Genomic DNA, 13,916 nt, shown 5'->3' on the forward strand with positions numbered 1-13,916 from the left:
TGCTCCGGTGCACCGTGCCCTTCGGGCTCAGCGGGCCGCCGCACGACGCAGTACGTCCGAGGCGACGCCGCCGGTACGCGGTGGCGGGAGCGGTGCCTGAGACGTGGCGAACGGCTCCGGTGCCGAGGCCGCGTTGGGCCGACGGCCGCCGCGGCCCTCGCCCAGGACCTGCCAGCCGTCCCGGGTCAGCGTGATGTACGCCCCGCAGCGCAGCCCGTGCAACGTGCACGCGTCCCGCAACCCCCACATCCACGCACCGTCCTCCTCCGTCCAACGCGCGTCGCCCTCACGGCAGTAGAGCAGCACGGCGGTGCGCACGGGAGTGCGGCGCCGCAGGTCGTGCGGGATGACGCGACGCAGCTGGGCGAGCAGCGCGTTGCGGAACATCCAGCCGTCGGCCGCGGCCCGGTGGCTGGTGAACGAGGCGCTGGCACGCAGGCGTTCGTCGGGATCGAGCACGGCCACGATCGCGGTCGCGGGACCCGGGCGGTGTCGCGTATGGAGTCCGCTGACGACCTCTCGCGGATTGCGCAGCAGTGGGATTCCGGCGGCGGCCCACTCCGCAGGTTCGAGCATACGAGTGGCGGTTGCGGCGGACGACGACAAGGATGCCGCCGAGGACGGAGCGAATCCGAAGGTCACGTTCCTCCCTTCGGCTACGCGCCCACACTGCGGGCGGGGTCGGATTCGGGGAGCGCGCACCGCAGTGAAGCCCTGCCGGATCACGGACGAGCCGTGCGGGGAGCGGACTTCAATTCTTCCTGTCGAACTGGGATGCGGCAACGAGCAATTGAGGCCGACGACCGTTATCGGATGATGCGCGTCCTATATCCCTACCCAGAGTGCGGCCGGGTGACGCACGGAACGCACCGCCGGCAGCCGCGCGAGGCCCCGGCCCCGCGAAGCGCGCTCACGGCCGGGTGTCACCCCTGCACAGCCAGGACCAGTGGCAACACCTCCTGCGCGCCCGCGCGGCGCAGCAGCCGGGCCGCCACCGCGAGGGTCCAGCCGGTCTCAGTACAGTCGTCCACGAGCAGAACCGGGCCGTCAAGACCGTCCAGGGTTGCGGCGAGCGCCGGCGGCACCGTCAGCGCGCCGTCGAGTGCCTTGAGCCGCTGCGCACTGTTGCTGCGGGACCCCGCGGGCGCCTCGCCCGTGTACTCGACCGAACCGAGCAACGGCAGCCTCCCGACCTGGGCGATGCGCGCCCCCAGGGAGTGGATCAACTGAGGCCGGGTCCGCGAGGCGATCGTCACCACCCCCGACGGACGGGGCCGTCCGTCGGCGGCGCCCGGAGCCCATCCGCCCGGCCCCTTGGCCCAGTCGGCCAGTACCGTCACGACGGCCTGGGCTACATCGTCCGGCACCGGGCCGTCCGGAGACTGTGCCGAGAGTATCGGTCGCAGCCGGTTGCCCCAGCCGATGTCGGACAGCCTGCCCAGGGCCCGGCCTGTCGAGGCCTGTTCACCGGCCGGAATGCGCCCCTTCAGATCCACGCCGATCGCCGGCAGACCGGTCGGCCACATGCGGCGCGGCTCCACCTCCACGCCCGCCCGGCCCAGATCGACCCGCGCGGCGTCGAGGCTGTCGGTGGAGGTGTCCGCGGTGAAGCGCGGGCCCGCGCAGTTGTCGCAGTGGCCGCAGGGCTTGGCGCCCTCGTCGTCCAACTGGCGTTGCAGGAACTCCATCCGGCACTCGCTCGTCGAGGCGTAGTCGCGCATCGCCTGCTGCTCGGCCTTGCGCTGCCGCGCCACCCAGTCGTACCGCTCGGAGTCGTACGCCCACGACTGCCCGGTCGCGATCCAGCCGCCCTTCACCCGCTTGACCGCGCCGTCCACGTCGAGAACCTTGAGCATGGTCTCCAGACGGGAGCGGCGCAGCTCCACCAACGGCTCCAGGGCGGGCAGGGAGAGCGGCCGCCCGGCGCCCGCGAGGATGTCGAGGGTGCGGCGCACCAGGTCCTCCGACGGGAAGGCCAGCGAGGCGAAGTACTCCCAGATCGCCTCGTCCTCCTTGCCCGGCAGGAGGAGCACCTCGGCGTGCTCCACGCCGCGCCCGGCACGGCCGACCTGCTGGTAGTAGGCGATGGGCGAGGAAGGCGAGCCCAGGTGCACCACGAACCCCAGGTCGGGCTTGTCGAAGCCCATGCCCAGCGCCGACGTGGCGACCAGTGCCTTGACCCGGTTGGCGAGCAGATCGTCCTCGGCCTGCTGCCGGTCCGCGTTCTCGGTCTTGCCGGTGTAGGAGGCGACGGTGTGGCCGCGGTGCCGGAGAAAGGCGGTGACCTCCTCGGCGGCGGCCACGGTGAGTGTGTAGATGATCCCGGAGCCCGGGAGCCGGTCGAGGTGGTCGGCGAGCCATGCCATCCGGTGCGCGGCGTCGGACAGCCGCAGCACGCCGAGGCTGAGGCTCTCCCGGTCCAGCGGGCCGCGCAGCACCAGCGCGTCCGAGGTGCCCCCGGTGCCGAGCTGCTCAGCCACGTCGGCGGTCACCCGCGCGTTGGCCGTGGCAGTGGTGGCCAGGACCGGTACGCCGGGCGGGAGGTCGGTGAGCATCGTGCGCAGTCGCCGGTAGTCCGGGCGGAAGTCGTGGCCCCAGTCGGAGATGCAGTGGGCCTCGTCCACCACGAGCAGCCCGGTCGCGGCGGAGAGCTTGGGCAGCACCTGGTCACGGAAGTCCGGGTTGTTGAGCCGCTCGGGACTCACCAGCAGCACGTCGACCTCACCGGCGGCGATCTCGTCCTGGATCGCGTCCCAGTCCTCGGTGTTGGAGGAGTTGATCGTCCGGGCGCGAATGCCGGCCCGCGCCGCCGCCTCGACCTGGTTGCGCATCAGCGCGAGCAGCGGGGACACGATCACGGTGGGGCCGGAGCCGCGCTCACGCAGCAGGGCGGTCGCCACGAAGTAGACCGCGGACTTGCCCCACCCCGTGCGCTGGACGACCAGGGCCCGGCGCCCCTCGGCTACCAGTGCCTCGATCGCCCGCCACTGGTCGTCCCGCAGCCGGGCGCTTCCGGACGTGTCCCCGACGAGGCGGGCGAGGACCGCGTCGGCGGCTGTCCGGAGATCCGCGTTGCTCGTGTGCTCCATGCGTTCCATACAACAGGACGGGACTGACAGCCGGGCGTGCGGGAGGAAGGGGCGCGGTCGCCGAGTGCCCGGTGACGCGTCCCTGATCAGAGTTATCCACAGGGCAAAGCGGAACTCCGCGATCCGCGAGATCGTCGGGCCATGACGAACCACAGCGAAACGACCGGACCCTCCGACAACGGTGACATCGAGGGATCCGAGCACTCCGGCCGGACGGTCCCCTTCCCGGACGACCAACCCCGCGACGAGCCGCAGGTCACCCTCCGCACCCCTGCCGAACTGGCCGACGCCCTGCCGTATCTGCTCGGATACCGCCCCGAGGACAGCATCGTCCTGGTCGCCCTGCGCGACCGGGACGGACGTGGCCGTTTCGGCGGCCGGGCCCGGCTCGGCGTTCCCGCGAACCCGGACGACTGGGCCGCTGCGGCCGGACAGCTGGCCCACGGCCTGGTGACCGGCAGTGAACGCCGAGGGGTCCGACCCGAGCAGATGGTGGCCTACCTCTGCCAGGAACCGGCACCGGGCGAGACCGGCCGGGACGTGATGGAACGACTGCGGCCGCTGGCTCAGCAGCTGCGCGTCGAGTGCGGCGTCCTCGACGTTCCGGTGGTCGAGGCGCTCTGCGTCTCGGCGGGGCGCTTCTGGTCCTACGTCTGCGACGACCGGGCCTGCTGCCCGGCCGAAGGCACGCCCATGGGGCTGGCAGGCACCTCCGTGCTGGCCGCAGCGGCCACGTACGCCGGGATCCAGGTGCGCGGCACGCTCGGTGAACTGCGCGCCAGGCTCCTGCCCCGGGAGAGCGACGTGGCTCTCGAGCAGGAGGCCGCCCTGGACGCGGCGGCCGTGCCGTTGGTGACGCGGATCCTCGACGACGCCGGCCGCTCGGAGGTGGCGCAGGAGACGCTGCACCTGGCACAGCGGGTGATGCGACGCCTCGCGGAGGCCCGGCCCGTGTCCGGAACGGCCGCCGAAGACCTGCGCGACGATCTACTGCTCGGTCACGACGAGGCGGCGACGATGATCCTCGGCCTCCAGGACCGTACGACCCGTGACCGCGCCGCGGAATGGATGGAGGGGGACGAGGCGGCACCGGCGCTGCGCCTCTGGCGGGCCCTGGCCCGTCGCTGCGTCGGGTCGTACGGCGAGCACGCGGCCGCACCGCTCACCCTCGCCGGATGGGTCGCCTGGTCCACGGGCGACGAACTGGAGGCCCGTGAGGCCCTTGCCATGGCACTCGGCGCGGATCCCGACTACCTCTTCGCCCGGCTCCTGCACCAGGCGTGCAACGAGGGGCTCGACCCGGAGTCGGTCCGTCGCTGTCTGCGTGCGGAGCGCGGGTGCCGGGACGCCCCGAAGGGCGAGCCGGACGGTGAGAAGCAAGCCGACGGGGCAGCGGAACGCGAGTCGGCCGAACCCTCCCCGGCAGCGCGGGCATCCCTCGGCCGCCGGCGTCGCACCCGCTCCGGCGTGTCGGCCGACGGAGTCCCCCGTCGGTCGAGGGCGGCGCGTGGCCGGGAGCCGGGTGCGAAGTTCGTGCGGCCTCGCACTCCGGCTTCGGGCGAGCGCCCGGGTCCCGCGCGGACGGGCCGTGCGCGTTCACGGGCGGAGGAGGAGAAGGGCGCGGGCCGGACGGGCGCCTGTGCGGGTGGCGCACGCACAGGAGACCACGGGCCTAAGGGGGCGGCGAGCGACTCCGAATGAGCACAGGGTGGGACGTCACCAGGCCGACGATGGTCGCCGGGGCGGCGCCGGACCGCCGGTGGGCAGCCCGGCAACGCTGTGCCGTCGTTCTGGCCGCCATTCCTCGGCCATCCTCCCTGGCTCCCCCTCCCGACCATCGCCCTGGGACCGTCGTCCCTCGGCTGTGATCCACGGCCGTGGTCCTTCCGCTGTGGTTCCTTCCCTTGTGCTCCTCGGCCGTGCTCGATCGGCGAGGACGGGCCGCCGTGGCTCCGGAGGCGGTACGTGGACCGCGTGCCTCCGGCCCCGGGGCCTCCCGCCCCCGTGCGTGACCTGGAGGTCCCCCCGCCCGTTCACCTGAGTGGCCGAATGCCCGGACGGGCCGGAGCACCGCCACCGCCCGTTTCGGAACCACCGCACGGCGTCGCTCCGTTCGAGGGCGTCGAGCAGAGAGGGAGGTCTCCCATGCACCAGCCGACCCCGTCCTCGTCCGCCGTCACCGACCTCGGCGTGAGCGGCCGGCGGGGCGCCGCGGTGCCGTCACTCGCCGGGCCTGCGGTGCCGGTCAGAAGAAGCGGTCCGGGGCCGGGGCGGAATCCTGGCGGACCGGCTGCCCGGGTGGGGCTGCCCTCGGCGCCGTCGGTCTCCCGGCCCGGTGGGGAGTCGGCGGGCACCGGCCTTGCGGGTGTTCCCGCAGACCGCGCCCCTGCCCGGCGTACACCGCCCGGAAAGCCGCACAGGCCCGGGGAGCTGCCGCCCACCCACAGGACCATGATCGGCGTGGCGCTCCCCGGCCTCGTGATCTCCACGGAGCAGGGCCAGCTGAACGGCCTGGGTTTGGAGGGGTTCTACCGCGCGGGCCGGCGCCTGCTGTCCCGGTGCCGCCTTCGCGTGGCCGGACGTGAACCGCTTCCGTCCCAGGCCCGGATGACCGGCGCCGACGGTACTCGCTTCGTCGGCACGCTTCGGACAGCCTCCGCGCCGGGTCCGGACCCGGACGTGATGATCGAGCGCACCCGCCACGCCGACGGCACGGAGCGGATCACGCTGCGCAGTTGGGCATCCGTCCCGCTGCGTCTGCCGGTCGAGGTGGTGCTCGGTACCGACCTGGCCGACCTCGGAGCGATCGCCGCGGGCGAAGCGGGGCCGGACCTGCCGGCCACCGTGCACGGCTCCGGGCTGCGGTGGACCCGCGGCACGGGCGGCGCGTCGGTCGCGGCGGTCCCCCCGCCCGCCGAGGCACTGGCCTCCGCCGGACTGCTGCGATGGGAGTTCGTGCTGCCCGCGGGCGGCAGCGCCGGCGTCGAACTGCGCGTACAGCCGGACGGCGCCGGGCCGGTCCGGGCAGTGGGCCGTACGGCGGCCGATCCGCTGGCCTCCGCACACGCCACTGGTGACGACGCCGGGGTCTCCGCTCTGCTGCGGACCAGCATCGAGGACCTCAGGGCCCTCCTGGTGCGCGACCCCGCGCATCCCACCGACGTCCACCTGGCCGCCGGCGTCCCCTGGCGCTGCGGTCCGGCTCCCGCCGAGGCCCTCGCCGCCGCCCGGATGACGCTTCCCCTCGGCACCCGGCTCGCCGCGGGTACCTTGCGCTCCCTCGCCCGCACCCAGCAGCCCGGCCCCGGACCGAGATCCGGCATGATCCCCGGACCGGGGCGCGGCACCGGCCCGCACCTGCCGCCGGGCTGCACCGGCACGGAGGCCACCCTGCTCTTTCCCGTGCTTCTCGCGGAGGCCCGCCGCTGGGGGCTCGGCGCACACGAGACGCAGGACCTGCTGCCCGCCGCCGAGCGTTGCCTGACCTGGCTGCGGACCACCGTGGGCAACGGCACGTACGTACCTGACCCGCACCCCCAGGGCCCCGTCCGCTGCGAGACCCAGGCCCAGGCTCACCGCGCCGCCCTGCTCGGCGCCGAACTGCTCGACGACTTCGGCAGGCCGGGCGGCGACTGGCTGCGGCAGTGGGCCCAGCGGCTGCGCACGGCGTTCCGGCGCGACTTCTGGATCGACGACGCGACGGGCGGAAGACCAGCGGCGGCCCGTACGCCGGACGGACGCCTCGTGCCGCACCTGAGCGCGGCCGCCGCCCACCTCCTGGACACCGGGCTGCTGGGCGGGGGCACGGTCGCACCAGGCCTGCTCGACCCGGTCCGGACCGGCCGGCTCGCCCGGTTGCTGGGCAACCCGGTCATGGACTCGGGCTGGGGGCTGCGTGCCCTGGCGGCCACGGAAGCGGGATACAGCCCCTTCGGGCATCGCGCGGGGGCGGTGCACGTGCAGGAGACGGCGATGGCGGTGGCGGGTCTGGCCGCCGCCGGTCACGACAAGGAAGCGGGCTCGCTGCTGCGCGGGATACTGGCCGCGGCCGGCGCCTTCGGCCACCGCCTGCCGGAAATGTTCGCGGGGGAACAGCGCACCGGCACGAGCGCTCCGCTGCCGCACCCGGCGGCCTGCCGCCCCGCCGCCACCGCGGCAGCCGCAGGGGTACTGCTGCTGACCACGCTCGCGGGCATCCGCCCCGACGCCCCGGCCGGGACCGTCACCCTGCGTCCCGTACGCAGCGCACCCCTGGGGGAGCTCGGTCTGACCGGGCTGAGGGTGGCGGGGGAGCCCTTCTCCGTGCGGGTAAGCCGACTCGGCCTGGCCATGGTGGAAGAGGCCGCCGACGGGCTGCGACTAGGGGCTTGACCAGGTTGGACCGTTCCTCGCCCGACGACAGGGAGCAGACGGTGCCAAGAAGATCCGGCGGCGACGGACCAGCCGCCGATGCGGCCGGTGAGGGGAGTGTTTATCGTCAGGCAGACGACTATGATCGCCGCATGCCCTACGACCCGTCAGCCTTTCCGCCCTTCGCCGTCACTGTGGACCTGGTCGTACTGACCGTACGTCGCCACTCCCTGTGCGCGCTGGCGGTGCGCAGGGGCGAGCCTCCGTTCCAGGGCCGCTGGGCGCTGCCCGGTGGCTTCGTGCGGGCCGGCGAGGACCTGGCGCAGGCGGCGGCGCGGGAGCTGGCCGAGGAGACGGGACTGTGCGTCCACGACCCCGCCGCGCCCACCCAGGACAACGGCGCCCACCTGGAGCAGCTCGCGACGTACGGCGACCCCGAGCGGGACCCCCGCATGCGGGTGGTGAGTGTCGCCCACCTCGCGCTCGCGCCGGACCTGCCCGCGCCCCGGGCGGGCGGTGACGCCAGCAACGCACGCTGGGCGCCGGTCGAGGAGCTGCTCGAGCAGGCCGGTCACGGCCGCGAGGGCGAACCGCCGGCACCCCTCGCCTTCGACCACACCCAGATCCTGGCGGACGGCGTGGAACGAGCCCGCTCCAAGATCGAGTACTCGTCGCTGGCCACCGCCTTCTGTCCACCGGAGTTCACCGTCGGCGAGCTGCGCCGCGTCTACGAGGCGGTGTGGAGCGTGGCGCTCGACCCGCGCAATTTCCACCGCAAGGTGACGGGCACCCCGGGCTTCCTCGTTCCCACCGGCGGTACGACCACCCGCCAGGGCGGCCGCCCCGCCCAGCTCTTCCGGGCCGGCGGTGCCACTCTCCTCAACCCCCCGATGCTGCGTCCCGAGGTGTGAGGCCGCTGCGGGAAAGGATCCCGGAGCGAACGGCGAACAAAGGAGCGACGAGGCCCGGCCTCCCGCGCCCCGGCGGGCCGTACGATGCCCGAAAAACCGGATATGGCACGCTATCTTGCTGCGGTGATCGAGGCCTTCGGACTGACCAGCAACCCCCGCAAGGAGCTCCCGCCCGCCGTCGACGACGTCTCCTTCGAGGCGTGCGCGGGCCGCGTCACCGCACTGCTCGGAGCGTCGGGCGCCGGCAAGACGACAGCGCTCAGACTCATGCTCGAACTCCAGCGCGGCCGCGGCCTCACCTACTTCAGAGGCCGCCCACTGCACCGCATCGCCCACCCCGCGCGAGAGGTCGGCACAGTGCTGGGAGAGGTGCCGGGACATCCGTCCCGCACGGTTCGCGGCCATCTGCGCATGCTCTGTGCGGCGGCCGGAGTTCCCGTCCGGCGGGCCGACGAAGTCCTCGAGTCGGTCGGTCTCGTCAGTCTGCGCGACGAACGCCTGGGCACCCTCTCCCGTGGCATGGACCGACGTCTCGGGCTGGCCTGCGCACTGCTTCCCGACCCGCACACCCTGGTGCTCGACGACCCCGCCGGCGCACTGTCCGCCCGCGAGGCCGGCTGGGTGCATGCCACGCTGCGCGCATACGCGTCCCACGGCGGGACCGTCCTGTTCAGCACGGCCGATCCCAAGGAGGCCGCGCGGACCGCCGATCACGTCGTGACGCTGGAGCGGGGCAGAGTCGTCGCCGACCAGGAAGCGGCGGAGTTCTCGCGCACCCGGCTGCGTCCCCGCGTCGCCGTGCGCACTCCGCATGCCGCCCGACTGGGCGCCGTCCTGGTCAAAGAGGCCCGTGCGGGCCGACGTTCCGTCGAGGTCGTGCGCGAGGGCGGCAATCGCCTGGCGGTGTACGGCAGTACGTGCGCCGACATCGGTGACACCGCGTTCCGGCACAGGATTCTCGTGCACCAACTGGCCGACGAGGTCGGAGACATGGGGCCGGGAGCCGGCACGGAGTCCGTGCCCCGACGGCACGAGACCGGGAGCCGCCGTGCAGCGGACGCCGAGAGCGCGCCCGCTGCGCCCCACGGCGAGACTCCCCGACCGTCCGGCGACTCCAGGCCGTCTGCCGAGCCCAGGCCGTCGGCCGACGACGGTGCGCCGCCGGCCCCCGGTAAGGCGCTCCCCGGCGCAGAGGCCCCGCAGCCGTCACCGGGACCGACGACGCCCGGTACTGCCGCCGAAGCGCCGCCCCCGGCTGTCGCGGCGTTGTCGGCGGCCGATGCCGTCGGGGAATCGGCGGCAGGCGCCGCCGGCGAGGCCTTCCCGGAAGCGGCCGGGAACGGGGCACCGTCGGAGGGCGCCGCCCCCCAGCCCCCACCAGCCGCTGCCGAGCCACGGCCAGGCACCCCCCGGCCGGTCCCGGACGACTCCCGGCCGGGGCCCGATGCCGCCGCCCATTCGCCCGGAGGCCGTGAAACCGCCGACAGCGACGGCCAAGCCTCCCCCTCCCCGCCCGCAGTCACCGGCACCCACGCCCCCCGCACCCCACCGGACGCCAGCACGCCGGTCACCCGCTCCACCCGGCCCGACCCCGTCGGCCCCCGACGCTTCCCGCGCCGCCACGCTTCCCTCACCCCCGCCCCGGCCCATACCAGGGAGGAGGCCTCCTCACTGCCGCCCCCCGTCACCGTCCGCGCCGCCCCCAGCCCTCTGCGACCGCTCCGCTACGAGCTCCGCCGCGCGGCCGGCATCAGGACCGGCCTCGTCACCGGCGCCGTCGTCCTCGTGCTCTCCACCGTCACCGCCGTGGTCCTGGCGCGAGTCGGGCACACACCGCAGCCGCGTCTGCTGGCCGCGTGGCCGCGAGAGCTCCCGCTGCCGCCCGCGGCGCTCGGCGCGGGACTGCTCGGGGCGCTCGCCTCCGGCGACGAGTTCCGCCACCCCGCGCTGGCGGCGGACCGCGGTGCCGTCCCCCGGCGCCTGGGGCTGCTGACCGCGAAGCTCCTCGTCTCCGCGGCCACGGCGCTGGTGCTGGCCCTTCTCACCGTGGGCTGCAACGCCGAAGTGCTCCACCTGTTCTACGGACCGGAACTCGCCGGCGTTCCCGCCGACTGGCCCGCGCTGGCCGCCGGTTGGCTCGCCCTCGTCGTCGGATGCGGCTGGGCGGGCGTGCTCGCCGCCGGTGTCTTCCGGTCCGCCACGGCCGGGCTGGCCGCGGTGGTCGCCGTACCCGTACTCGTCGTGCCGCTCGTACAGAGGGTCTGGGACGGCCCGTCCGTGCGGACCGCCGCCGGTCTCCCGATGAGAACGCGCGAGCTCCTCCTGACGACGTGGCCCTTCGGCGGCGAGCGGTATGTGGCCGAAGCGCTGCGCATGATCGCCCAACCCGTGGGCAGCGCACTGGCGTTGTCCGTGACCGCTCTGCTCTGCGCATATCTGCTCATGACCCTGCGCAGCAGGCCCCAATGACATCCGCCACACCCTTCCGGTCCGACCGTGCGCGCAACTCCCCGGGGAAAGCCCATTTCTTTCCGATAAGGCGTCAATTGCGACGGGGTGAGCGATCACCCTTTCGTGTGCTTTTCACCAAAGACCTCAAGGGAGTTGGAAGCGACGCCGACAAAGGATGCGTGACTACCCTTGCGCACTCCATGATGACCGCCGCCCGCTCCGCCGACTCCGGCCTCACGAACCCGGGCGAACTCGACCGCTACCCCTACGCCGAGACGCCCGCCGTCGACCGCGTCGGGGCGCCCGCCTGGGAAGGGGTGGAGACCGAGCTGGGCCGCGTGGGCCGGCGCGCCACGGGCAGCCGTGGGCGCGGACTGCACGGGCAACTCGTCCAGCAGCTGGGACAGATGATCGTTTCCGGCGACCTGGGTGCCGACCGTCCGCTGGTGCCCGAGGAGATCGGCCAGCGTTTCGAGGTGTCCCGCACCGTCGTGCGCGAGTCCCTCCGTGTCCTGGAGGCCAAGGGTCTTGTCAGCGCCCGCCCGAACGTCGGCACGCGCGTGCGCCCCGTCAGCGACTGGAACCTGCTCGACCCGGACATCATCGAGTGGCGCGCCTTCGGGCCGCAGCGTGACGATCAGCGCCGCGAGCTCAGTGAGCTGCGCTCGACGATCGAACCGCTCGCCGCGCGCCTGGCCGCCGGGCACGGGCGCGAGGAGGTGCAGCAGCGCCTGTCCGACATGGTCGGGATCATGGGCCACGCCATGCAGCAGGGCGACGCCCTGACCTTCTCGCGTGCCGATGCCGAGTTCCACACGCTCCTCATCCAGATCGCGGGCAACCGCATGCTGGACCACCTCTCCGGAATCGTCTCCGCGGCCCTGCACGTTTCCGGCGGCCCGGTCACGGGCTGTGACCGGCCGAACGACGTCTCCCTGGCGCAGCACGGGAGGATCGTCGACGCCCTCGCCACCGGGGACGGAGCGGCGGCCGAGGCGGCCATGCGCCAGCTCCTGACCGTCCACCCCGAGGTGGAGCGCGTGGTGCCCGCCCCGCGCGAGCACTGACCGCGGTTCGCCGGGCCGGCGCGGGCCGGACACGCCAGACCCCTCCTATGGCAGTGGCCGGCCGGTTCGCCGCCACCCCGGACCCCGTGGAATCCATCGTGATCCCACGGGGTCCGACGGTGCGATGAGAGGCTGAGCCTCCGGTATGGCCGGGTCGGAGCGCTCAAGTGACCCCTCTTATTCGCATCTGACCGGTTTTGAACGCTTACGGGGTGTGACTCGGGCCACGCGGATTGGGCGTAACGCTCGTGGGAACAACGCGATGACCTAAGAGGTGACAGCCGCGGAGGGAATACGGGCGCCGTTCAGGGCGCTGTGCAACTCCCCGGCCTCCGCCCGCGCCGTCGGCCCATTCCAAGCCGGCGGTCGGCCCCTGTCCGCCGTGGACGGGGCCGGAAGCCGTTTTCCAACGTTCCGAGAGGTTGTTCGTGTCGGCCAGCACATCCCGTACGCTCCCGCCGGAGATCGCCGAGTCCGTCTCTGTCATGGCGCTCATTGAGCGGGGAAAGGCTGAGGGGCAGATCGCCGGCGACGACGTGCGTCGGGCCTTCGAAGCTGACCAGATTCCGGCCACTCAGTGGAAGAACGTACTGCGCAGCCTCAACCAGATCCTCGAGGAAGAGGGTGTGACGCTGATGGTCAGTGCCGCGGAGCCCAAGCGCACCCGTAAGAGCGTCGCAGCGAAGAGTCCCGCCAAGCGGACCGCCACCAAGACGGTCGCGGCGAAGCCGGTGACCAGCAGGAAGGCCACGGCGCCCGCCGCCCCGGCCGCACCTGTCACCGAAACCGGCGCCGTCGCCGAGGAAGAGGCGGAGGCACCGGTCAAGAAGACGGCTGCCAAGAAGACGACCGCGAAGAAGGCGGCCGCCAAGAAGACGACCGCCAAGAAGACGGCGGCCAAGAAGACCACTGCCAAGAAGGACGACGCCGAGCTTCTCGAGGACGAGGCGATCGAGGAGCCGAAGGCCGCGACGGAGGAGCCCGAGGGCACCGAGAACGCGGGCTTCGTGCTGTCCGACGACGACGAGGACGACGCCCCCGCCCAGCAGGTCGCGGCGGCCGGTGCCACCGCCGACCCGGTCAAGGACTACCTCAAGCAGATCGGCAAGGTTCCCCTGCTCAACGCCGAGCAGGAGGTCGAGCTCGCCAAGCGCATCGAGGCGGGTCTGTTCGCCGAGGACAAGCTGGCGAACTCTGACAAGCTCGCCCCCAAGCTCAAGCGCGAGCTGGAGATCATCGCCGAGGACGGCCGCCGCGCCAAGAACCACCTCCTGGAGGCCAACCTCCGCCTGGTGGTCTCCCTGGCCAAGCGCTACACCGGCCGCGGCATGCTCTTCCTGGACCTCATCCAGGAGGGCAACCTCGGTCTGATCCGCGCGGTGGAGAAGTTCGACTACACCAAGGGCTACAAGTTCTCCACGTACGCCACCTGGTGGATCCGCCAGGCGATCACCCGCGCGATGGCCGACCAGGCCCGCACCATCCGCATCCCGGTGCACATGGTCGAGGTCATCAACAAGCTCGCGCGTGTGCAGCGCCAGATGCTCCAGGACCTGGGCCGCGAGCCCACCCCGGAGGAACTGGCCAAGGAACTCGACATGACCCCGGAGAAGGTCATCGAGGTCCAGAAGTACGGCCGCGAGCCCATCTCCCTGCACACCCCGCTGGGCGAGGACGGCGACAGCGAGTTCGGTGACCTCATCGAGGACTCCGAGGCGGTCGTCCCGGCCGACGCGGTCAGCTTCACGCTCCTCCAGGAGCAGCTGCACTCCGTCCTCGACACCCTGTCCGAGCGCGAGGCGGGCGTCGTGTCCATGCGCTTCGGTCTCACCGACGGTCAGCCGAAGACCCTCGACGAGATCGGCAAGGTGTACGGCGTCACGCGCGAGCGGATCCGTCAGATCGAGTCGAAGACGATGTCGAAGCTGCGTCACCCGTCGCGCTCCCAGGTGCTGCGCGACTACCTCGACTAGACCGAGGTCGTAGAGCGACGAGGCCCGGTTCCACCAGGTGGGGAACCGGGCCTTCGCCTTGCGCAGCGGGTGCGC

8 protein-coding genes are annotated in these 13,916 nt (G+C 73.0%); 6 read left to right on the plus strand and 2 right to left on the minus strand.

Going from position 1 to position 13,916, the window contains the following annotated elements:
• Positions 1 to 27: 27 nt before the first annotated feature.
• A complete protein-coding gene (locus AMK11_RS32795) occupies positions 28 to 642 on the minus strand; it encodes a hypothetical protein (protein WP_073731761.1) in 615 nt (204 codons plus the stop codon).
• Positions 643 to 923: 281 nt separating this feature from the next.
• Positions 924 to 3,089 (minus strand): RecQ family ATP-dependent DNA helicase, encoded by a 2,166-nt coding sequence (locus AMK11_RS32800; RefSeq protein WP_073731762.1) that lies wholly within the window; start codon positions 3,087 to 3,089, stop codon positions 924 to 926.
• Between the two features lie 141 nt (positions 3,090 to 3,230).
• Here AMK11_RS32800 and AMK11_RS32805 point away from each other — a divergent pair, with 141 nt between their 5' ends.
• The 6 genes from AMK11_RS32805 to AMK11_RS32830 all read left to right on the plus strand — a co-directional run bounded on the left by AMK11_RS32805 (position 3,231) and on the right by AMK11_RS32830 (position 13,841).
• Entirely contained in the window at positions 3,231 to 4,790 is a 1,560-nt protein-coding gene (locus AMK11_RS32805) for a DUF4192 domain-containing protein (RefSeq protein WP_073731763.1), read from the plus strand.
• Positions 4,791 to 5,540: 750 nt separating this feature from the next.
• Entirely contained in the window at positions 5,541 to 7,460 is a 1,920-nt protein-coding gene (locus AMK11_RS32810) for a glycogen debranching N-terminal domain-containing protein (RefSeq protein WP_073731764.1), read from the plus strand.
• Between the two features lie 131 nt (positions 7,461 to 7,591).
• The gene (locus AMK11_RS32815) at positions 7,592 to 8,350 is read left to right on the plus strand and encodes an NUDIX hydrolase (RefSeq protein ID WP_073731765.1); all 759 of its coding nucleotides are present in this window, start codon (positions 7,592 to 7,594) and stop codon (positions 8,348 to 8,350) included.
• 102 nt (positions 8,351 to 8,452) lie between these two features.
• Entirely contained in the window at positions 8,453 to 10,819 is a 2,367-nt protein-coding gene (locus tag AMK11_RS32820) for an ABC transporter ATP-binding protein (RefSeq protein ID WP_241847124.1), read from the plus strand.
• 161 nt (positions 10,820 to 10,980) lie between these two features.
• Positions 10,981 to 11,868 (plus strand): sporulation transcriptional regulator WhiH, encoded by an 888-nt coding sequence (gene whiH, locus AMK11_RS32825; RefSeq protein WP_073731767.1) that lies wholly within the window; start codon positions 10,981 to 10,983, stop codon positions 11,866 to 11,868.
• Between the two features lie 428 nt (positions 11,869 to 12,296).
• A complete protein-coding gene (locus AMK11_RS32830) occupies positions 12,297 to 13,841 on the plus strand; it encodes an RNA polymerase sigma factor (protein WP_073731865.1) in 1,545 nt (514 codons plus the stop codon).
• The last annotated feature ends 75 nt before the right edge of the window (positions 13,842 to 13,916 follow it).

The organism is Streptomyces sp. CB02414, from assembly GCF_001905385.1.
Lineage (GTDB): Bacteria > Actinomycetota > Actinomycetes > Streptomycetales > Streptomycetaceae > Streptomyces.

What these genes read in the sequence shown, in the direction of transcription:
- AMK11_RS32800 (WP_073731762.1), bottom strand. Translation starts at nt 3,089, where the DNA reads ATGGAGCACACGAGCAACGCGGATCTCCGGACAGCCGCCGACGCGGTC.
- AMK11_RS32805 (WP_073731763.1), top strand. Translation starts at nt 3,231, where the DNA reads ATGACGAACCACAGCGAAACGACCGGACCCTCCGACAACGGTGACATC.
- AMK11_RS32810 (WP_073731764.1), top strand. Translation starts at nt 5,541, where the DNA reads ATGATCGGCGTGGCGCTCCCCGGCCTCGTGATCTCCACGGAGCAGGGC.
- AMK11_RS32815 (WP_073731765.1), top strand. Translation starts at nt 7,592, where the DNA reads ATGCCCTACGACCCGTCAGCCTTTCCGCCCTTCGCCGTCACTGTGGAC.
- AMK11_RS32820 (WP_241847124.1), top strand. Translation starts at nt 8,453, where the DNA reads ATGGCACGCTATCTTGCTGCGGTGATCGAGGCCTTCGGACTGACCAGC.